Annotated in this window: 24 protein-coding genes; 3 read left to right on the top strand and 21 right to left on the bottom strand. The window is 39.6% G+C overall.

Translation table 11 applies throughout. The annotated features are described in order from the left end of the window. Positions 1–77 precede the first annotated feature (77 nt). The 9 genes from DWZ47_RS25510 to DWZ47_RS25470 all read right to left on the bottom strand — a co-directional run bounded on the left by DWZ47_RS25510 (position 78) and on the right by DWZ47_RS25470 (position 9,292). Positions 78–1,046: a PCMD domain-containing protein gene (locus DWZ47_RS25510; RefSeq protein ID WP_004319111.1), complete on the bottom strand. Its 969-nt coding sequence runs from the start codon at positions 1,044–1,046 to the stop codon at positions 78–80. Between the two features lie 25 nt (positions 1,047–1,071). Next, entirely contained in the window at positions 1,072–2,178 is a 1,107-nt protein-coding gene (locus DWZ47_RS25505) for a sulfotransferase family protein (protein WP_117515108.1), read from the bottom strand. Between the two features lie 82 nt (positions 2,179–2,260). Continuing rightward, positions 2,261–3,721 (bottom strand): sulfate adenylyltransferase subunit CysN, encoded by a 1,461-nt coding sequence (cysN, locus tag DWZ47_RS25500; RefSeq protein ID WP_117515106.1) that lies wholly within the window; start codon positions 3,719–3,721, stop codon positions 2,261–2,263. Positions 3,722–3,733: 12 nt separating this feature from the next. Further along, entirely contained in the window at positions 3,734–4,642 is a 909-nt protein-coding gene (cysD, locus tag DWZ47_RS25495) for a sulfate adenylyltransferase subunit CysD (RefSeq protein WP_004297523.1), read from the bottom strand. A 7-nt stretch (positions 4,643–4,649) separates the two neighbouring features. Beyond that, positions 4,650–5,258, bottom strand: a complete 609-nt coding sequence (gene cysC / locus DWZ47_RS25490) for an adenylyl-sulfate kinase (protein ID WP_004297522.1) — start codon at positions 5,256–5,258, stop codon at positions 4,650–4,652. A 12-nt stretch (positions 5,259–5,270) separates the two neighbouring features. Further along, complete coding sequence (locus DWZ47_RS25485; protein WP_117515103.1) at positions 5,271–6,824, bottom strand: SLC13 family permease; 1,554 nt, start codon at positions 6,822–6,824, stop codon at positions 5,271–5,273. Positions 6,825–6,835: 11 nt separating this feature from the next. Next, positions 6,836–7,660 (bottom strand): 3'(2'),5'-bisphosphate nucleotidase CysQ, encoded by an 825-nt coding sequence (gene cysQ, locus DWZ47_RS25480; protein ID WP_008651639.1) that lies wholly within the window; start codon positions 7,658–7,660, stop codon positions 6,836–6,838. Positions 7,661–7,911: 251 nt separating this feature from the next. Further along, positions 7,912–8,406, bottom strand: a complete 495-nt coding sequence (locus DWZ47_RS25475; RefSeq protein WP_004311445.1) for an SPOR domain-containing protein — start codon at positions 8,404–8,406, stop codon at positions 7,912–7,914. A 115-nt stretch (positions 8,407–8,521) separates the two neighbouring features. After that, complete coding sequence (locus DWZ47_RS25470; protein ID WP_004307255.1) at positions 8,522–9,292, bottom strand: SDR family oxidoreductase; 771 nt, start codon at positions 9,290–9,292, stop codon at positions 8,522–8,524. Positions 9,293–9,492: 200 nt separating this feature from the next. On the opposite strand from DWZ47_RS25470, the gene DWZ47_RS25465 reads away from it, so the two are divergent. From DWZ47_RS25465 to DWZ47_RS25455, 3 genes are read left to right on the top strand one after another with little or no spacing between them, the layout of a single operon-like run. Continuing rightward, complete coding sequence (locus DWZ47_RS25465; protein WP_004297513.1) at positions 9,493–9,702, top strand: YtxH domain-containing protein; 210 nt, start codon at positions 9,493–9,495, stop codon at positions 9,700–9,702. 32 nt (positions 9,703–9,734) lie between these two features. Next, positions 9,735–10,097: a phage holin family protein gene (locus tag DWZ47_RS25460; protein WP_004297511.1), complete on the top strand. Its 363-nt coding sequence runs from the start codon at positions 9,735–9,737 to the stop codon at positions 10,095–10,097. A gap of 3 nt (positions 10,098–10,100) precedes the next feature. After that, a complete protein-coding gene (locus tag DWZ47_RS25455; protein ID WP_117515101.1) occupies positions 10,101–10,358 on the top strand; it encodes a hypothetical protein in 258 nt (85 codons plus the stop codon). 21 nt (positions 10,359–10,379) lie between these two features. Here the strand turns inward: DWZ47_RS25455 and DWZ47_RS25450 are convergent, their stop codons facing one another. From DWZ47_RS25450 to DWZ47_RS25395, 12 genes are all read right to left on the bottom strand, one after another. Beyond that, positions 10,380–10,778, bottom strand: a complete 399-nt coding sequence (locus DWZ47_RS25450; protein ID WP_004297509.1) for a HEPN domain-containing protein — start codon at positions 10,776–10,778, stop codon at positions 10,380–10,382. After that, positions 10,772–11,089 carry a nucleotidyltransferase domain-containing protein gene (locus DWZ47_RS25445; protein ID WP_117515099.1) on the bottom strand — a complete coding sequence of 106 codons (318 nt, stop codon included), beginning with the start codon at positions 11,087–11,089 and terminating at the stop codon, positions 10,772–10,774. The genes DWZ47_RS25450 and DWZ47_RS25445 overlap by 7 nt, the downstream gene beginning before the upstream one ends. Positions 11,090–11,449: 360 nt before the next feature. Beyond that, a complete protein-coding gene (locus tag DWZ47_RS25440; RefSeq protein ID WP_008651635.1) occupies positions 11,450–12,205 on the bottom strand; it encodes a glycosyltransferase family 2 protein in 756 nt (251 codons plus the stop codon). A gap of 30 nt (positions 12,206–12,235) precedes the next feature. Beyond that, positions 12,236–12,661, bottom strand: a complete 426-nt coding sequence (locus tag DWZ47_RS25435) for a glycosyltransferase (protein ID WP_229096967.1) — start codon at positions 12,659–12,661, stop codon at positions 12,236–12,238. A gap of 41 nt (positions 12,662–12,702) precedes the next feature. After that, complete coding sequence (locus tag DWZ47_RS25430) at positions 12,703–13,182, bottom strand: hypothetical protein (RefSeq protein ID WP_004313228.1); 480 nt, start codon at positions 13,180–13,182, stop codon at positions 12,703–12,705. A gap of 8 nt (positions 13,183–13,190) precedes the next feature. Further along, positions 13,191–13,760 carry a DapH/DapD/GlmU-related protein gene (locus tag DWZ47_RS25425; protein ID WP_008997745.1) on the bottom strand — a complete coding sequence of 190 codons (570 nt, stop codon included), beginning with the start codon at positions 13,758–13,760 and terminating at the stop codon, positions 13,191–13,193. Next, complete coding sequence (locus tag DWZ47_RS25420; RefSeq protein WP_004313226.1) at positions 13,753–14,868, bottom strand: glycosyltransferase family 4 protein; 1,116 nt, start codon at positions 14,866–14,868, stop codon at positions 13,753–13,755. The genes DWZ47_RS25425 and DWZ47_RS25420 overlap by 8 nt, the downstream gene beginning before the upstream one ends. A 25-nt stretch (positions 14,869–14,893) precedes the next feature. After that, positions 14,894–15,472, bottom strand: a complete 579-nt coding sequence (locus DWZ47_RS25415) for a putative colanic acid biosynthesis acetyltransferase (protein WP_008651628.1) — start codon at positions 15,470–15,472, stop codon at positions 14,894–14,896. Positions 15,473–15,483: 11 nt separating this feature from the next. After that, positions 15,484–16,575, bottom strand: a complete 1,092-nt coding sequence (locus DWZ47_RS25410; protein ID WP_004313224.1) for a glycosyltransferase — start codon at positions 16,573–16,575, stop codon at positions 15,484–15,486. Between the two features lie 10 nt (positions 16,576–16,585). Then, on the bottom strand, positions 16,586–17,644 hold the full coding sequence (locus tag DWZ47_RS25405; protein WP_004313223.1) for a glycosyltransferase family 4 protein: 1,059 nt from the start codon (positions 17,642–17,644) through the stop codon (positions 16,586–16,588). Between the two features lie 172 nt (positions 17,645–17,816). Beyond that, the gene (locus DWZ47_RS25400) at positions 17,817–19,010 is read right to left on the bottom strand and encodes an O-antigen ligase family protein (RefSeq protein WP_004313222.1); all 1,194 of its coding nucleotides are present in this window, start codon (positions 19,008–19,010) and stop codon (positions 17,817–17,819) included. 58 nt (positions 19,011–19,068) lie between these two features. After that, a complete protein-coding gene (locus DWZ47_RS25395) occupies positions 19,069–20,073 on the bottom strand; it encodes a hypothetical protein (RefSeq protein ID WP_008018133.1) in 1,005 nt (334 codons plus the stop codon). Positions 20,074–20,075 lie beyond the last annotated feature (2 nt).

Raw genomic sequence — 20,075 nt, 5'->3', positions numbered from 1 at the left:
AGAACTGTAAAATATAAAAGAGGTTGTGCCAACGTTTTGACACAACCTCATTTCTATTCTTTGTCTATATACTTTAGTTAATATACCAGTTTTACATTGTCAATCCACAGTGTATTTCCCGGAGAACCGATATAGGCTCCTCCATGACTGGACGTGAACTGAAGACACATATGAGTCGGAACATCATTTTCATCTCCCCAGGCCACTTCATGAATAGGCACGCTTTCACCCTTACTGTTCACCGTATAACTTTCAGTCACCTGCAAACGCATCATGTGCGACTTATATTCCGGACGATTCGTGATGTCACCGTACATAATCTCATAGGTCGCATTATTTTTCCAGTCCGTCGAATGATAGTAATAAGTCACCATAGTCCCTATCCGTTTTGCATACACATTTCCATTGGCATCTTCCCAACGTTTTTGCAGAAGCAGGATAGCTGCCGGATAATCTTTTCCGGGAACATCCGTAATCTTGCTGAAACCGGTAGCGCGAATACGGTTCTCTCGGTCGGACATCTTCACTTTATAGTCAAACTGAAGAGCCACCGGTTTTTTGGTAAACGGAATACCGGTCTGCAACATTTTCTGTGGGTTTTTAGTACCCTTAATCGGCTCATGCACCGAACCGGTAAAGACAGAGCCAGCCGCCAACACCGTAATATTAACCAGTCCCAACACTTTCACACTCTCCATGCGCGTATCCAAACGGGCGCAATATCCATCTCCTCGCTTCTCCGGAAATACCGAAGTATTAGTCTTCGTAATACCGGCAACTTTCGCCATCACATTTGAAGTAGCCCAAGGCGATCCGCCCATATTCTTATAAACCTGATCTCCCTTAATTACCGTCGTCGGCCCTATCGCATATACATTCTTTGTATTCCCACCGATAATGCTCGATTCCTTTATCTGACGGTCCACCCATTGATCCATGTCCCCAAAAGGAAGCATTTCAACTTTATGTTGCGCCATCAAAGACAAGGAAGAAATAAATGCAACGAAACCTGTCATCAACAGGCGATGAACGCTTTTCTGAATCATCAATACTTTTCCTTTCTTTTTCTTCTTATAAATTATAATCCCATTGTTTCAAAGCAAAATCCCAGTTCTCTTCTACCAAACGAATCGTACGGTCGTCATATTTATACTTATTCTTCTTATATCCCTTCTTTCCGCCCACATATTTTTCTATATCAGTACGTGCTTCGGTAAATCCGGGGATAGAAAGAGACTGATAAATATTCTCCGTCATTCCCATCGCATCCGCTTCAAAATCTTCAAATTTCACTTCCATCAAGTTACCTTCCGGAATAAATTTCTTATCCGATTCATACTTATGATAAAGTTTTGCATAGATAGAAAGGATATTTTCCTCTAATTGTTCATTGCTGACATCCTGTAATTTCAACGGCTGAATCGTATTGGTAAAGAAACTGCGTGTAGATTCGAACACGGTATACGGGTTACGCATCAGGTAGATAAACTTAGCATTCGGGAACATCTTCACCAGTTCCTTCACCCTTCCGGTATGCGGAGGATTCTTGCTAAGGAATTGAGTTCCCTGGGTATTCCACAAAGAAATCTTAATCAACTTCGTGAATACCTCTTCAAACACCTTCAATTCGGCATCCGTTATATCATCAAACAAAAGATACTTATCGGCATACTCCTGCTGATATTTCGGCAAGAACCAGAAATTATAATATGTATAAGGCATCATGTTCGACAAAGCAAACTCCTCTTCCTGGGGAAGATCCACTGCCAGTTCCATATTATCCGTCGGACGCTTATCCGGCATCAGCCAACTCATATTCTTTTTGAAGAAAGGCTGTCCCCACATCATCAGATGAGGAAATACAGTCTGATAAGTAGTGTTATACCCAAAATGCTTGTCACAAGAGAACACATTATGTACAAATGTAGTTCCACTTCGCCAGTGTCCCAAAATGAACACCGGATCATGCTCCAACGTCTGATTAGCCAGCAACTTCTCGTAACGCCTGTCTTGTAATGACGCCAGTGGAGAAAGCAATCGGCACACAGCCTTCGTCAATCGGTATTTACCTTTGTAGGCTGCATCAATTTCACGACCGGCGGTGATAGCCTTGAATGTCTTCCAGTCGGCACCTACCAATGTATTAATCGGAAGTTTATTAAATTCGAGTAATCCCACTTTATTAATTCGAAATTAAAAATTAAAAATTAAAGACGACAGGATACTGTCATTTTCAGTTTTCAATTTATTATTAAACAATCTATTTTATTAGTCGCACTGCAAGACCCTGACGTTCCAGTTCCTTCACAACTTTCTCTACCGCTTCATAATGTTCCGGAGCAATTCCCAGTTTTGTCATATCCAATACCGGAATATCTTCCGTGTCACTCATATCTTTCATTTCCACGCGGTCAATAATCATACCTACTGCCGAAGTATTATTAGTGATCGGGTCAATCAGGATAAATGAGCCACAAGATTTATTCTTCTTATAAGGATCAAAGAACAATTCCTTAGCCGTAGTCAGCACCACACGGGCAATCTGATTCAACTGCAAAGGCAACGTTTCTTTAGTCAGCTGACCATTCTCCAGAGACAGATGCTCCATCGTATTCACGTCCACCTTATACTTTATCGTATCAATACGCGTACGGCTCAAATTGGTAGTCTGCTTAATAAAGAACGACTTATTTACATCCATCGGTTCTTCATCCATCCAGACCATCATCGCATCAAAGTTACGATCCACCGTCGGCAGATTGTCAGGATGCACCAACATTTCGCCGCGCGACACGTCAATCTCATCCTCCAATGTCAAGGTCACAGACTGCGGTGGGAAAGCGTAATCCAATTCCCCGTCATAAGTCACGATGCTCTTCACCTTAGATGTTTTTCCAGAAGGAAGTGCCATCACCGTATCGCCCTTGCGAACAATACCTGATGCAACTTTACCACAGAATCCCCTGAAATCCAGATTCGGACGAAGCACATACTGAACCGGGAAACGGAAATCCGTAAAATTATGGTCATTGTCAATATGAACCGTTTCAAGAAAATCGAGCAAAGAAATGCCCTTGTACCACGGAGTACGTTCAGACTTATCCACTACATTATCCCCATCCAATGCAGAAAGCGGAATACAGTTGACGTCAGGAATACCTAATGGAGCAACAAACTTCTTATAGTCAGCCACAATCTCGTTAAAACGCTCTTCCGAGAAATCCACCAGGTCCATCTTATTGACAGCCAATACCACATGTTTGATTCCCAACAAAGACACCAGGAAAGTGTGGCGACGAGTCTGGGTAATCACTCCGGTACGGGCATCCACCAGGATAATAGCCAAGTTAGCCGTAGATCCTCCGGTAATCATATTACGGGTATACTGTTCGTGTCCCGGAGTATCCGCGATGATAAACTTACGGCCATTAGTAGAAAAATAGCGATAAGCCACGTCAATCGTAATACCCTGTTCACGTTCAGCCTTCAAACCATCCAGTAATAACGCATAGTCAATATGCTCGCCTGCATTTCCTACACGCTTACTATCACGTTCCAGTGCATCCAGTTGATCCTCATACAATTTCTTACTGTCAAACAACAAGCGTCCGATCAACGTAGATTTTCCATCATCTACCGAACCCGCAGTCAACAATCTCAACAAGTCTTTCTGTTCATCCTTGTCCAGAAAAGCTTTTATATCTAATTTATTATCTGCCATTACTAGTTACAATTAAAAGTATCCTTCACGTTTCTTTTGTTCCATACTACCCTCCTGGTCAAAGTCAATCACACGGGTAGTACGTTCACTTTTCGTCGTAGTCATCATTTCCTCCACAATCTCTTCAATCGTAGCAGCTCCACTTTCCACCGCCCCAGTCAGAGGCCAGCAGCCCAACGTACGAAAACGAACCATCTTCATTTCAATCTGGTCACGGTATTTTTCAGGCAAACGGTCATCATCCGCCATAATAATATTGCCATCTAAATTAATCACCGGACGCTCCTTAGCATAATACAGCGGAACGATCGGAATATTCTCCAAGCGAATATACTGCCAAATATCCAATTCAGTCCAGTTGCTAATCGGGAATACGCGGATACTTTCCCCTTTATGCACGCGGGCATTATAAATATCCCACAATTCAGGACGCTGATTCTTCGGGTCCCATTGGTGAAACTTATCCCGGAAAGAGAAAATACGTTCCTTCGCACGTGACTTCTCCTCGTCACGACGAGCACCACCAAATGCAGCATCAAACTTATACTTATCCAACGCATGAAGCAAAGCCTGCGTCTTCATCAAGTCCGTATGCACCTTACTTCCATGCGTAAAAGGTCCTACCCCTGCATGAAAAGCCTCCATATTACTTTCAACGATCAGATTCCATCCGTACTTCTTCGCATATTCATCACGAAACTGAATCATCTCCTTGAACTTCCATTTCGAATCGATATGCATCAACGGGAATGGCACTTTACCCGGATAAAACGCTTTTTCAGCCAAGCGTACCATCACCGAAGAATCCTTTCCGATACTGTAAAGCATCACCGGATTCTCAAATTCCGCCGCCACCTCGCGGATGATATGAATAGACTCGGCTTCGAGCTCCTTCAAGTGGCTTAATTTATATTCTTCCATATTTATTTCATTTTATACACTTCACTTTTGGCAAAACAAGCTCCAACAAACGGTTCACCGACTCCTCCAAAGTCAATTTGGAAGTATCCAGTGACAAAGCCGGGTGTTCGGGAACCTCGAAAGGTGCGGAAATTCCTGTAAAATTCTGAATTTCCCCTTTCCGTGCCTTCGCATACAATCCTTTCACATCACGTTTCTCACATTCCTCCAACGGAGTACTAACGAAAACCTCCAGGAAATCATCCTTACCAATAATGTTTGCAGCCATTTCGCGAATATCATTATTAGGGCTGATAAATGCAGCAATCGTAATGATACCACTATCCAAGAACAGCTTAGACACTTCCGCTATGCGACGGATATTTTCCACCCGGTCCGTTTCGGAGAATCCCAGGTTATTATTAATTCCACTACGGATATTATCCCCATCCAGGATACGGCAAAGCAATCCACGCTTATGAAGCTCACGTTCCAATGCGATGGCAATCGTGCTCTTTCCGGAACCACTCAATCCGGTAAACCAGATCATCACACTGTGTTGCCCCAAAAGCTCTTCTTTGTCCTGCCGCGTCATCATGCGGTCAAATATCGGATATATATGGTTCTTTTCTTCCATTTACAATTTTATTTAAAAGTTCCAGATCAACGGAACCAGAATAACAGAGATTAAGAAAGTGATAATATTAAGCGGCAACCCGATACGTACAAAATCCGTAAACTTATAGTTACCGATACCTTGCACAATCAAATTTGTCTGATAACCAATCGGTGTCGAGAAGCTGGCAGATGCAGCCATACAGATTACCACAAAGAAAGGCGTAGGGCTCACTCCTAATTGGGCAGAGATTGACAGTGCCAAAGGAAATGCCAAAGCCGCTGCCGCATTATTAGTAATCAATTCCGTAAACAAGTTCGTGATAATAAATACCATTGCAAGCAACACATGCGGGCCGTAATCATCACTCAATCCGATAATAAACTTCGCAACGCTATCCGCCACGCCGGAGTTCACCATCGCCTTACTGATAGCAAAGGCACAGGCAATCGTAATCAGAATATCCCACGAAATATATTTAGTATATTTACGGGCAGGGAACAGATTCGTCCATGCCATAATAATAGTAGTAATAGACACAAAGAAAAACATATCCAACTTGATATCCGGAAACATCTCCTTCGTTACCGGAAGCTCCCCTACCGTTGCACCCACAATCATCAGCACCAGCAACAACAAAGCAAACCAACGCTTCTTCTTCCCGCTAGTATCCGGTTCATTCCCGTTTGTCAACAAGACAAACACAGAAGATTCCCCCCACGTCGGGATAAAAGTATCATCAGCCATCACAACAAGCGTATCCCCTTCATGAAGTACCACATCGTCCAAGTTAGTGACGAAGCGCTGTCCGTTACGTGTCTTGATCTCTTTTACCTCTGCACCATAATGACGCTGGAAATTAAAATCCTTCAGTTTTTTATTGATACCGGGAAAACGGGCACCCAAAACAGCCTCTACCCGATGCAACTTCTCCCCTTCTTCTACTTCTTCATCCGGCACAGCCGTATCCGGACGTGCATCCGGCAAAAGACGTTTGGAGAAAAGAAATATATAAATGATTCCGGCAATAGCTATAAAAATACCCACCTTTCCGAGCTCGAACATAGAAAAGCCTTCAAATCCGGCCTCCAATATCATACCGTGCACCACCAGATTGGTAGAAGTACCGATCAAGGTACAGATACCTCCTAAAATAGTCACATAAGAAAGAGGAATCAGAAACTTCGTAGCCGGGAGATTCACCGACTTAGCCCAATGCTTGATAATCGGGGCAAAAATAACCACAACAGGCGTATTATTCAGAAAGGCAGAAATAAATGCCACCGAAGGTAAGATACGCAACTGTGCCTTAAATACTGTCGTCTTTCCTTGCGGAAGCAACTTCTTAATCACTTGTCCCAATGTGCCCGACTGACGAATACCCTCACTCACCAGAAACAGCAGAGCAACGGTAATCATCCCTTTATTACTAAACCCTTCCAGCATCTCCTTAGGAGTCAGAATGCCGGCACACAGAAACAAAACCACTACCGAAAAAAGTATCATGCCCGGACGCATCTTATCTGCTATCAAAGCCGCTACCATTCCTAATAGGGATAATAGTACAAATACAATTTCAAATGTCATATAAACATTATTTAGTGTTCTCTTTTTGGCTCAACGATAAACCACGGATTCAATAAATCCTCCTTATTATATCGTAGAGGTTCTTCCTTTCCAGCCTGATATACTTCCATCCCTGCAGCACGGGCTATCGCATGCCCGGCAGCCGTATCCCACTCCATCGTCGGAGCGAAACGCGGATATACATCAGCCTTACCTTCAGCAACCAGACAGATTTTAATTGAACTTCCGCTCGAAATCAACTCCACACTGCCGTGTTTCTTCTTCAAATCTGCAATATATGATTCCGTTTCAGGCGACAGGTGCGAACGGGAAGCAACCACGATCAGATGATCGTGCACCTCCTTCAAAGGTATCTGTTCCGACTTCCCAATCAGTTGTTCCAATGCCACGCCGTCATCTTCCAAACTGACAATACCGGAACATTTATAAGCCCCTACACCTTCGATCCCGAAATAAAGTTCTTTTTTAACAGGCACATAAATAATACCGAATACAGGTACAGAGTTCTGCACCAAAGCGATATTTACCGTAAATTCTCCATTGCGCTTAATAAACTCCTTCGTTCCATCCAGCGGATCTACAATCCATAAAGTATCCCATCCTCGACGGATCTCATACCCTAAATGCTTCCCTTCTTCACTAAGAACAGGAAAAGGAGTATCGTTCAGAATAGCCACAATCGCTTCATGCGCTTTTCTGTCTGCTATAGTTAGCGGAGAGTTGTCAGCTTTCCTCTCTATTTCAAAGTCCGATGCCGGATCATTATAAATAGAAAGAATCTTTTCACCTGCTTTTAGAGCCGCGTCGATAGCAGCCATTACATATTTTTGTTCCATTCAATCTCTAAATTAATGCCCTATTCACATTCAGGCAAAACATCCTCCAAATTAAGAGTTGACAAAAGTAAAAACTTTCTTTGCTATAAAAGTTTCCCCACTATCATTTATAACTTCTTTTAGTAGAAAGATAAAAATATCTAAACGAAAAAGCCACTCATTTTCAATAAAAAAGCAGTAACTTCCCAGTTACCGCCTTCTTATTCGGAAAAAAACGTTCGTTCTTTCCAATATATATTACCAAAAAGAAATCAATATACACGATACAGCAACCAAGCACCCTGGAAATCCGAACGGTTCGGGTATTTAGCCTTGAATGCATCGCGAGCTTCAGCAGCAGCAGTCTTGTCAGCAAAAGAGTTCACAATCACACGATACATTGCCTTATCAGCATTAAATGCAATCGTAGAGTGATATCCCTGTCCGTCCAACCAATCTTTCAGGCCTTCAGCATTCGCTTTCACACCAAAGCTACCTGCTACAACGCTATAATCTTTCAATCCTTCGTTACCGGAAACCACTGTAACCTTTTCCTGACGAACGCCGGATGTATCTGCCACTTTAGTAGTTGTCACAGGAGCTGCAACCACCGGAGTAACCTCTACCGGAGCTTCCACCTGCGGTTCTGCCAATTCTTGCTGTTTTGCTTTTTCGTAAGCTTTCTTATAGGCACTTTCGCTGGATTTACAAGATGCAAATGCTAGCACCAAGCATACTCCCATTCCTAATACGACTAATTTTTTCATAATCCTATACTCTGTTTTAATTAATAATTCAATATTCTCGTCTATTATATTTAGTTTCGGGCAACAAAATAATAGAAATTTTATCATCCGGCAAAGAAATCCGTCAAAAAAACGTCTATTCCGGCTTCTTCTTATACGAAATAGTGCCTGTTGCCTGATAAGTAGGCATCAAAAGTACCTCCGCAATCTGAATATGTGCAGGAGCCGACGCGGCAAAATAAACCGTTTCTGCAATGTCATCTCCCGTCAACGGACGAATCCCTTTATAAAAATTATCGGCAGCTTCCTTATCTCCCCGATAACGCACCACTGTAAAGTTTGTCTCCACCATTCCCGGTTTGACATTCGTCACTCTCAATGGAGTATCCACCAGATCAATCCGGAGTCCGTCCGAAAGAGCCTTCACGGCAGCTTTCGTTGCGCAATACACACTTCCGCCCGGATAAGCGGCATCCCCCGCAATAGATCCTATATTAATAATATGTCCGCGTCCGCGTTCCACCATACCGGGCACCACCAAACGCGTCATAGCCAACAGTCCCCTTATATTCGTATCGATCATGATATCCCATTCATCCAGGCTACCCTCGAATTCCTTATCCACACCGATCACCAGTCCGGCGTTGTTCACCAACACATCAATCGCCTTCCATTCTTCGGGTAATGATTCCAAAGAGGCGGCAGCCAATTTCCGGTCGCGCACATCAAAAGGCAATATATAAACCCGGACACCATACGCCCCTTCCAGTTCAGCTTTCAGTTCTTCCAGTTTCGATACGGTACGGGCATTCAGAATCAGATTCCATCCCTCCCTCGCAAATTTACGGGCACAACCCTCACCAATTCCGCTACTGGCGCCAGTTATAAAAACAATCTTAGCTTCCATTATGTTTTGATTTACAATATTCGAAAACAAAAGTACGCCTTAACCTTCAAAGGTTAGCTACGAAAGTCAGTTAAATAAGATTAAACCATAAAAGAAAAAAAGAATTATAAAACGTAGCAAAAAATTTCAGTTTTCACGAACAACCTTTCCATAAAAATGTTATATTTGTTGTATCATAATCATTTTAAACATTATACATTATGAAAGGATTGAATGTTTTAGCAGCTTTTCTGGGTGGTGCAGCCGTAGGTGCAGCCCTTGGTATTTTATTTGCTCCTGAAAAGGGAGAAGATACCCGTCATAAAATCGCAGAGATTCTTCGTAAAAAGGGAATCAAGCTGAATCGCAGTGAAATGGAAACTCTCGTTGACGAGATCGCTGCCGAGATGAAGGGAGAAATAGCAGAATAAGTGAGTAACCAAAGACTAAAAACAGAGCGACCATGTTTGCAGACGATAAAAGTATTGAGAATTTTCAGCAGTTGTTTTTCGAGTTCAAGAAATATCTGGAGCTTCAAAAAGAATATACCAAATTAGAATTGACGGAGAAGTTAACCATACTTTTTTCCACGTTAATTATGATATTAGTACTTATTATCCTTGGCATGGTTGCCCTGTTTTATCTGCTTTTTGCTCTTGCTTATATATTGGAGCCTTTAGTGGGCGGTCTGATGTCGAGTTTCGCCATCATAGCAGGCATCAATGTTGTTCTCATCGCCCTGGTTATTATTTTCCGCAAGCAGCTCATCATTTCTCCGATGGTGAACTTCCTCGCTAATTTATTTTTAACTGATTCAAATAAATAAATTATGAATGCGCAGACCCCGCAGAAATTTACATTAGAAGAGATTGCCGAACGTAAAAAGAAGCTTTTAAATGAGATCCATGCTCAAAAAAAAGCCATGACAGCTACTACACGCGAAATATTTGCCCCACTTGCTCCGGCAACCAACAAGGCGGATGCACTCATGCGTTCGTTCAATACCGGTATGGCTATATTCGATGGTGTGGTGATGGGAATCAAGATTATGCGGAAGATACGGACGTATTTTAGAAATTTGAGATAAAATAAGGGACTTCACTGTACCCTACTTAAAAGTCAACAAATCCTCCATTTTAGAAATAAACATTACAGTTTTATCAATAAGAGGAAGAATTTCTTCTTCTGTTGCGTCATACATATCATCATAATCACCCGATTGACGCATTTCAAACAACCGAGAAAACAAACGTCCATATTCTTTTTCCAATAATCCCTTGGTTACAAATTGAGCACCAATCAGATGGATAACTCCACTATGAGAACGTGCTGTTATTCCTTTATCCAACAACAGAGCAGAAGCCATATGAAAAGCAGCATAGTAAAGTCTATTTCCAGCTAAACTCCAAAAGCCCAATTTGATGACTTCCTTCGCTTCATTCAAACTTTCGTGAGACTTTTGTCTACGATAATTTACAATTGCTATTTTTTCCTCAGCACTTAACATAAGTCAATCCCCTCCCGTTCCACATTTTTATAAAATGGTGAAAAACTTCTTTCCATCCAGTCTTTAAAAGTATAAAGAATGGGGTGAATTTGTACATCAATATTCCATCCAAGTTCAAAAAAAGGATAAGAAATATAATCATGATCATCTAATTCTACTTTATCTTTATTCAGTAAAATAAGAATATCCCAATCCGAATCCTCCCTAGCATCTCCACGAGCCTGTGATCCGAATAAAATAACTTTAGCGCCAGATGGTATTGTCTTAGCTATTGTTTCTTTGATCAATCGTAATATCTCTTCTTTTTGCATATTGAATACAATAAATAGTATCTTTACTACAAAGATAGCAAGTAAATCCGAAAATATATAATCAAATCTGATTATTTTTAATCAATAAGCATGCTATTAAAAAACAATATATCAACGATCTTCACAGACAGTTGATATATTTAGAATACATATCAGCATTTTGCCAATATGAGGGGACAGATCAGGAATATACCGCTGTATTTTTCCCAACCTGCAGAATGTAGGGGATTCATGTGTGTAGCATGAAGTTAGGGACCTACATATATCGTTATATTATAAGCTAATAATCTTCAAGAATTTATTTTTAGAAAGTAGCTAGTTGATCTGCACAAATCAGCTATCAAATCCATTTAATTGCCATTATCCTTTCAATAATGCCAACACAAACTGTGGTACTTTCCATGCCATCTTCTCTAATTTAGTCAGAGTAGGCCATAGACCGTGAGAGGAATACACTCTAATGTCCTCTCCCCACATTTTCTTACGCTTAGCACTATCAGTAGAAAGCCCTCCCATACGCATACGTACAACATACTCTTTCAAATAAGTAACAGAAAGTCCGCCCGTCATCAGATAACGCACCAGCAGTTCACTATCCGCAGCAATCTTATAACTTTCGTTATAAAGACCTAGTCTCATCATTACCTCGCGGCGAATATAACAAGTAGGATGTAATGGAAGCCAGCCATGACGTACCTTCCACAAACGATAATCACCGCCAATCCAGTTACGTACTACCTTGTCAGTATTATCGGGATTCACAAAAAGTCCGTCACCATACAGAAAATCCGCTCGAGTAGTCTTCATGTGTTCCACAATGCGGCTTATGACCCCATTATCATAAAAGAAATCATCCGAATGTAGCAATCCGATTACATCACCTGTAGCCACACGAATTCCCTTATTGATGGCTTCATACATACCATGATCAGGCTCACTGATAATAGTTGATATACGATCTTCATATTCTCTAATAATCTCTAACGAACCATCTGTACTCGCCCCATCTACAACAATAAACTCTATGTTATTATAGTCCTGCGCCAAGACACTCTCTATAGCACCACGAATCGTCGCCACACGATTAAAGCATGACGTTATTATAGATACTTTCATAAGATTCTATTTTGAACTCGCTAATTATTGTCATCTCGGAAACCACTCCTGCAGTTTCTTCTCAATCAGTTTCTGTGCGTTTCCTTTCTCTATTTGCTTAAACTCAAAAGTTTTTGCCTGTTCCATTTTTGCAGCAAGCTCCCTTTCGTCAAATACCCCTAGCACACATCCCAAAGTATCCAATTTCCTAATTAATTGAAATTGGTCATGGATATGCTCTACCTTGTCATATCTTGGTATCACAACTATTCTTTTCCTCAATTCCATCGCTTCCGATATTGCTCCCCAGCCACCTTGAAGTATTAATATATCAGCTCTAGAAATATAACCCTTCATCTGCTCCTTTGTACAAAATTTAAAAGCTTTCGCATGTTTGTAGGGATAATCTGTATACCCAGTTTGTACTATCACCTCTTCCTTAGTTATAGCTGCCCATTCATCCACGGCTTTTGCCATACGATTGAAGGCTATGTTCATTGTACCTAAACTAGCAAAAATCATAAAACACCACAACAAATTGAATTAGGAAATAATTGCCGCATCTCTTCCCATTGGACCAAAAATAGATCACTATACCGTTCTATCCATACGGGAGTTTTAGAAGCATGTGTCACATCAGCAGCCGAATTAACAAATATTACTTTTGTCCCCAATAGTTTTTTTGCGAAAAAAACCGTAGGTACAGTCACACCAGCTCCTGTAGTAATGATTACATCTGGGCGTTTCACCAGCACCCAGAATATTGCTTGCAAACAGTTCACTATCAGTGTCCATTTCTTTGCTGGTTGAAAATTCACTAAAAATACATGTTCCTTGTCTGCCATAAAAGCTTTAGTTGATGTCGTTTTTAAGGTAAGCCAATAGCAATCCCATTGCTCGGGAATAGCACCGATAGCCAATTGTAGCTCACGTAAATGCCCGCCTGCCGAACAAGCTAAACAGATTTTAGGAGATTTATGCAACATAAGAGCCACCATAATAATGATTATTCACCATAAATATTTCTTTCTTTTATAAATCTTGCAGGATTACCTGCATAAATGCCAAAATCAGTAGTATTTTTGGTAAGTACTGCGCCAGCACCAACAACCGAATATCGACAAAGATGTAATCCTGGCAGAATTATGGCTCTTGCTCCAATAAACACATCATTGTCAATAACCACATCACCTACAACCAGAGGTAATTTATTATCAGATAAATCATGGGATCCATTACATATATAAGCATACTGCGCTATGGTTACTCTCTCTTTTATAATAACAGGTCCCAAATTATATATTTCGCTTCGAGTCGCTATACAAGACCTATCTCCTACGGTTAAAAGCCATGGGGCATATATACGGGCAGTAGGCGCAATAAAAGGATGACCACTAATATGTGCCCCAAACAACTTCAATAGAAATATATGCCACCGATAAAAAGGCTTTGGCAGCCACCTTACAAAAAGCGTCCAAACCACTTCCCATATACGAATCATGATTGCTTCTTTCTTTGGCCATGGGCTAGAATACGCATCACGTTGGTTTTTATTTTTATGATAAAGCTTACTCACCACCTAATACTTTTTTAAAAATACTCATATACATATCAGACACTCTACTCACACTAAAACCTGCAGACTTTTTAATTGCTTTCGCTGACATTTCTGAATACATTTTTTCATCTGATAATAAGCGCATTAAACAATTAGCTAACAATTCATCACATCGTACATCAGTATGATCAAAGACCAATCCGTTCTCATTATCCACTATAAAGTCCTTAAAACAATCTAAATTCGAAACAATAGGAACCAATCCTAAGCCCATTGCCTCAAGAGGGGCTACACCGAATGTCTCACCTAATCCAGCTATAGAAGGATAGCAAAAAATATCACCTTTACGTATTTCTTTTGCCAACAAACTAGGTGAGAAAATAGGTTCCACCCATGTTATCCTGTATCCTCTTACCAAAGATTCTAAATAATCTACATAGTCTTCACCGCTACCTCCGTCTTCTATTTTCGTTGCACCAATTATCCGTAATCCAACAGATACCCCCACCTCATGGAGTCTTGTCACTGCTTTTACTAATATATCCAGTCCCTTTTCTTTATGTACTCTGCCAGAATAAACCACTTCCGGACTATCTGAAAGAGTTTTTACCATGTGTTCATTACAGAATATATGAGTATCAATCGGATTGGGTATGACACAAGCCCTAGATTTCATACTCGGACTCTGTTCTATTAATGCATTGTAAACTGCAGTTGACACACATGCCAAACTACTCATAGCAAAATACGCCCCCATCTGTTTCTTCGGAAATCGTGCCACATTATATAAAGCCCTACGATACTTCCATTTAAATAATAGACAAAGAATAGGGCTCCATATTGAATTAAGCACAAGCATATCACATTTAGGCATTTTACTTAATGCCTTTATTGAAAAAACAAAATCCAGAACAAAGTCTTTTACCCAAGATCCAGTTCTTTCATAGCCATGCAGAAGAAGATTATCATCCATAGAACTCTCTTTTAGTGGCTTCTTAGATATAAAGATGACTTGATGTCCCTTATTTCTCATATCTGTACCGATAGAGTACCATAATTTTTCCACTGCTCCAATAGCATATGGGGGTAGACAGCCAAAAGGCCCTGTTATTATATTTACTTTCATGTCAGCTCAATTATATTATGCAGCATCAAGCTAACTGATTATATAAAATAAGAGACAAGGGTGTCCTGTTGATATTTATTAACATCCTTTTCTTTATAAACTTTGCCGGATTCCCCCCAACCACAGTCCATGATTCAACATCTTTAATCACTACTGCACGTGCTGCACATACAGCACCTTCTCCTACAGTCACTCCTTGTCCCACAAAAGCTTCGGCACACACCCAAGCCCTATCTTCAATCACTATCGAAGCATTGGTCTGATGATAACGTGAGTCGGTAATGTCATGTCCTGAAGTGCAAAGGAAAGCCCGCTGACTGACCGTAGCATTACGCCCAATCCGAATGGGTACTGTATTGTAGCAATCTACTCCCTCGGCCAAACAGGGGTAATCATCCATTGCCAGCAACCAAGATTGGAACACTTTAGCAATAGCATACACTGCAGCCGTAGATGCAATCTTTGCCCAAAAAGCACGAAGCAGCATACGTTTCCATCCCATTGCCATAGAGCGGGGAAACGGACGGGCAAGACAAGTCCAAACCATACTCCATATCAATCTGCGAAACTTATTCCTCTTCGAATATAGAGTTTTAAATCCCATCAAATCCTTTTTCATAAAATTGATTTATACATTTCCACAAACTCCTCTGCCACCTTACGTGCCGAATACTTCTCCTCTACCAGTTTACGACCATTACGTCCCATCTTCTCCAACTCATTTTCAGTAAGCGATAAAAAGTTACGAAGTGCTTGTACGGTTGCCTCTGTACCAACTTTCGTCCACCAGCCACACCGTCGACTCTCTAACTCACTCCATGGTGTACCCATTGTTGTTACCGCAGGTGTACCACTAGCTAATGCCTCTGCCACCACAATACCAAAATTCTCGCTATGTGTAGGTAATATAAAAAGATCCGCTTGACGGAATAATTCCCATTTACGATTACCATATACACCACCTTCAAAGAAGACTAGTTTTGATATACCAAGACGTTCTGTTAATTGCTTTAACTCATCAATGTAGATAGCATCTCCTTCACCAGCAATACGTATCACATACCCCTCTACCTGTTCCCTCAATTGAGCAACTGCCTCAAGAAGAAAATTAATTCCCTTCTTCACATGTACACGACTCAAGAAAAGAATCTCCTTATTCCGCTTCCATGATGACTTCATCTCTATATTCTCTACATCAATACCGTTAGCAATGATCTTAATCCTATTGTTATAGCCCAACTTCAGTAAATTCTCCTTCTCGCTTTCTGCAGTAGCGTGCAATACATCCGCCTTCATCACTGCCGCCTTTTGATAAAACCACAGTGCCGGTAATTTACGAGTCCAATAATGACGCGCCATAATCCACGGCTCTAACATACCATGAGGTGTTAGCACCACTTTATACCCCAATGCCTGTGCCCACTTTTGTATAAAGGCACAAGCAGGCATCCAACAACAGTTTACATGCACCACGTCAGGCTGTAATTGAGTTAACAATATTCTCCACTGTCGTTTCATCCCCATGAAGTTTCTAAATTCAGGAATGAAATACACCGTACAATTATCTATTACTACAGGATTCTCACTAGCATGGCTCACTACATAGAGTTCTACCAACCGTGTCAATTCTTTAGTCAATAACTGCATATAGGCAGTTGTACCACCTGAAGAACGGTCTAGACTAGGAATATAATGTATTACTTTCATAAGCGTTTATTTATAAATTTTGGACTATATAGTTCGCCACTGCTTTACCCGAGATGTAGTTTTTGCTCCATGTAATACGCTCATTTACCGTCTCCCTTATCCAATCTTTTTTTGCAATACAAACATCAGCCACGTTGCTTAAACTCTGTGCCTCTTCTAAAGTAAATATCATACCCTGTTGCTTATCTTTTAATAGATACGAAGCTCCACAATGATTACTTGTTATCACATATAGTCCAAGTATCAACGCCTCATTCACAACAGCTCCCCACCCATCATGCTTCGAAGGCAAAATCAGTACGTCATATTGTTGCATAATATCCGAGATCCTCTCCATCGGTTGCATACCATAAAGCACTACTTCTGTATTAGCCTGCATACTCATCTCCTCAATTTGTGCTCGCTTCTCACCGTCACCTACAATACCAAGCTCTAAATCAGTCTTTTGACACAACACTTGAAACATCTCCACCACATTCTTTCTATCTGACAAACTACCCACATAGAGTACCTTAAGCTTCTCTGAAGTCGGTATAGGATATATACGTTCTCTCCACTCTGTACAATATACAAAAGGTAATACTTTCCATTTTTTACTCCAAAAGCGATAATAAGGCACAAATTCATCGCCCATCACCAATAAATAGTCAAAATACTTTACGTATCGCCAATCTTTCAATGCAAATCTTAGTTTATGCAACCATAGTGGATGATTATAGAGTAATGGTGGCTCGGTTATTACTCCTCGCTTAAAAGAATAATTGAATGAGAGTTTCATCCATGGCACAATTTCAGGAAAAGCATTGATACCAGAAAAAAAACAAAACGTTTCAATACCTTTGCATTCCTCATATAGTCTTTGCACTACTTTCATAGTAGGAGTAATCAAAAACTCTATACCTTTTGTCTCAAGCAATTTTGATGTCTTCCATCCCATCAGCTTTCGATCATCGTAATCCACACGAGGAGCTATCACCACTACCCTATCAACATCTGTAAAAACTGACAGTTCTTCGATAAAAGGTATCTGATGCGGACTAATACAATTTTGGAAAAAAAATAAGTTCATTTCAAAACAAGATTTTGCAAATAAAAAAGATCATAACAAATAAGCTATTAACACATGAACATCAACTGAATGAAGACAGAATGACATCAAATATTATAAACAGATTCAAGCCTGTCACAATCAATACAAAAGAACAATACACTATAAACAAAAGTATCCAAAGAAAACATTTTCATGATTCAAAATTTAATTTGTACTTCTTCACCATATCCGGATAACATATTATATGAGAAATTAGAAGCCAAAATACAAAACCTATATAATAACCGACAGTTAATAAATACCCCTCAAAACAAGAATGCAAACACAGAAAAAGTAAAGAAATAACAAACAATTGTAACCTTCGATCATGTCTAATATATTTAAAAACTCGAGTTACTTTCTTTAGAATGAATAACATTATTATTGCACCTAAGGCACCTAATTGAAATAATATAGACAACCATCCGCTACCACTCTCCAATCGACCTTTATGAAGTACGCCTCTATACCAAGCCGTTGCAAATCCACTTCCAATAAGAGGAGATTCATTTAATTTATCAAACCCCTCTCCAAAATGGGCAGAGCGAGAACCATATTTTTCACCTTTTCCCCCTTCAAACTTATTTTGTATTTGAGTTGAATGCTCAAGATATACAGGAATCGATATTGTTGCAAGAAATCCTATAACTAACAAATACAATATTATTTTTTTTACATTTCTTGCATTGTATACAATGTATAACACCATGGTTATCACGGATGCAAAAAGAGCAGTACGAGAGGCAGCAACAACAGTGACATAAATAGACAGTAACAAAATAGACAACACAATACATCTGAAACATTTATTTTGTAACTGAAATAGACACCACAACAAAATAACATTAGCTAATCCTGCAATAGGAGCTAACCACATAGGATGATAATAAATAGCCGAAAAAGAGAGGTCAATATGTACCCCCTCCTGTGCAAAGGCATTTATGCCTTTTAGATAGCAATACATAGCTATCATTGATACAACAGGAAAAAATAATAAAATTACAGATAAAATTTTGCGTTCAAATAAGAAGACTTTTTTAGATACATAAAATGGTGCACAAATAAGCATCATCCCAGTAAACATAAGAATGCGATAATCGATATATAAATTTGAAAATACAGAAATATAGCAGGCTAAAAGAAGTAAGATATTTAGTTTTGAATATTTAATGGTAAAGGTTCCATATCTAATTTTGTAAAATGCCACATACCCAAATGCAATGAGTAATGTATATATACCAGGAAAAATAATTGAATTTGAACAAATAAGAAAAAAAGCCATTAAGGAAGGAAAACAATATTCCTTAATATCACGATTAATTATTACCAAGCTAAGACCCAACATATAATAATAAAATTTACTAGAAATTATGCACTCCTATATGGCTATAATACCCAATGTTCTACAAACACACATTTTCACCCTTCAATAGAACTGGCTGGAATTTTAGAATATTAGCACAATATTCTTTATAATCATTATCTGAAACAGCAGAAATTCTAGCAGAAATCTCTGAAAGCGATGTCACGGTAATACCAAGATTCTTCATCTCTACCAATTTCGCCATCGCCGAATCCTTCCATACTATTAATGGTAATCCAGCTAACACATATAACGAAAATTTATGAGGTGCAATAATTTTAAGATAACTCCCCCATGTACCAGAGCAGGTTTCTGTGGAATCTCCGTCCCAAACAAGTCCCCAACTCCCTTCTAAGTGACCAATCATATCAGGCTTAAAAACTCCTTTATACTCATATTTATTCTTCATAGCATTATTTGAGGAACAAGAACCATATACTATAAGATCTAAATCTTTATTCTCAAAAACAAAATCACTAAAAAACACGCTCTTATCTATATTACCTGCGAAACAAACCTGCTTACTTAACTGACGTGCTTCTTTATCTGGGACTGCAATATAAGGGAAACAACCTAAATAATGATATTTAATGCCCGGTCTCAATCGCTGCTCAAAATAAGTTTGCATTTCAGGTGTATGCACAATTATTTCATCAAAATTTGACAAAACCTTATTCTCAAAGCCCGATAGCTCCCCTTTTTCTCTTACAGAATTAATATCATGCAACAATGTTATCAGATATTTTTTTTTCAAGAAAGGAAAAATAAAATAAAGCATTTTAGGATTTAAGCTTGGATACTGAATCAACAATGTTGCACCATTAGGTAAATTGATAGCAAGACGAATCATTTTTAGGAATAAAACAACAATAAAAAGTAGCTTATTCTTATACCCTCTCAAAATGATAGGATATTCTTCATAACCATTTTGTAAAGCAATTTTATGTATATCTTGAGGAGCCTTAACACTTGCTCCACCACCTATTAAAGATTTACTAAGTTTATCATTTGCTATAGTTTTAATAATAAGTATGTATTTCTTCATTT

The organism is Bacteroides sp. AF32-8BH, assembly GCF_003435205.1.
Classification (GTDB): Bacteria; Bacteroidota; Bacteroidia; order Bacteroidales; family Bacteroidaceae; genus Bacteroides; species Bacteroides ovatus.
The sequence above is the reverse complement of the archived record's forward strand: the minus strand, read 5'-3'. Positions and strand labels throughout refer to the sequence as shown.

Excerpts from the sequence above, each read along its gene's own strand:
- DWZ47_RS25510 (WP_004319111.1), bottom strand. The coding sequence starts at position 1,046 with ATGATTCAGAAAAGCGTTCATCGCCTGTTGATGACAGGTTTCGTTGCA.
- cysN (WP_117515106.1), bottom strand. The coding sequence starts at position 3,721 with ATGGCAGATAATAAATTAGATATAAAAGCTTTTCTGGACAAGGATGAA.
- cysD (WP_004297523.1), bottom strand. The coding sequence starts at position 4,642 with ATGGAAGAATATAAATTAAGCCACTTGAAGGAGCTCGAAGCCGAGTCT.
- cysC (WP_004297522.1), bottom strand. The coding sequence starts at position 5,258 with ATGGAAGAAAAGAACCATATATATCCGATATTTGACCGCATGATGACG.
- DWZ47_RS25485 (WP_117515103.1), bottom strand. The coding sequence starts at position 6,824 with ATGACATTTGAAATTGTATTTGTACTATTATCCCTATTAGGAATGGTA.
- cysQ (WP_008651639.1), bottom strand. The coding sequence starts at position 7,660 with ATGGAACAAAAATATGTAATGGCTGCTATCGACGCGGCTCTAAAAGCA.
- DWZ47_RS25475 (WP_004311445.1), bottom strand. The coding sequence starts at position 8,406 with ATGAAAAAATTAGTCGTATTAGGAATGGGAGTATGCTTGGTGCTAGCA.
- DWZ47_RS25470 (WP_004307255.1), bottom strand. The coding sequence starts at position 9,292 with ATGGAAGCTAAGATTGTTTTTATAACTGGCGCCAGTAGCGGAATTGGT.
- DWZ47_RS25465 (WP_004297513.1), top strand. The coding sequence starts at position 9,493 with ATGAAAGGATTGAATGTTTTAGCAGCTTTTCTGGGTGGTGCAGCCGTA.
- DWZ47_RS25460 (WP_004297511.1), top strand. The coding sequence starts at position 9,735 with ATGTTTGCAGACGATAAAAGTATTGAGAATTTTCAGCAGTTGTTTTTC.
- DWZ47_RS25455 (WP_117515101.1), top strand. The coding sequence starts at position 10,101 with ATGAATGCGCAGACCCCGCAGAAATTTACATTAGAAGAGATTGCCGAA.
- DWZ47_RS25450 (WP_004297509.1), bottom strand. The coding sequence starts at position 10,778 with ATGTTAAGTGCTGAGGAAAAAATAGCAATTGTAAATTATCGTAGACAA.
- DWZ47_RS25445 (WP_117515099.1), bottom strand. The coding sequence starts at position 11,089 with ATGCAAAAAGAAGAGATATTACGATTGATCAAAGAAACAATAGCTAAG.
- DWZ47_RS25440 (WP_008651635.1), bottom strand. The coding sequence starts at position 12,205 with ATGAAAGTATCTATAATAACGTCATGCTTTAATCGTGTGGCGACGATT.
- DWZ47_RS25435 (WP_229096967.1), bottom strand. The coding sequence starts at position 12,661 with ATGGCAAAAGCCGTGGATGAATGGGCAGCTATAACTAAGGAAGAGGTG.
- DWZ47_RS25430 (WP_004313228.1), bottom strand. The coding sequence starts at position 13,182 with ATGGTGGCTCTTATGTTGCATAAATCTCCTAAAATCTGTTTAGCTTGT.
- DWZ47_RS25420 (WP_004313226.1), bottom strand. The coding sequence starts at position 14,868 with ATGAAAGTAAATATAATAACAGGGCCTTTTGGCTGTCTACCCCCATAT.
- DWZ47_RS25415 (WP_008651628.1), bottom strand. The coding sequence starts at position 15,472 with ATGGGATTTAAAACTCTATATTCGAAGAGGAATAAGTTTCGCAGATTG.
- DWZ47_RS25410 (WP_004313224.1), bottom strand. The coding sequence starts at position 16,575 with ATGAAAGTAATACATTATATTCCTAGTCTAGACCGTTCTTCAGGTGGT.
- DWZ47_RS25405 (WP_004313223.1), bottom strand. The coding sequence starts at position 17,644 with ATGAACTTATTTTTTTTCCAAAATTGTATTAGTCCGCATCAGATACCT.
- DWZ47_RS25400 (WP_004313222.1), bottom strand. The coding sequence starts at position 19,010 with ATGTTGGGTCTTAGCTTGGTAATAATTAATCGTGATATTAAGGAATAT.
- DWZ47_RS25395 (WP_008018133.1), bottom strand. The coding sequence starts at position 20,073 with ATGAAGAAATACATACTTATTATTAAAACTATAGCAAATGATAAACTT.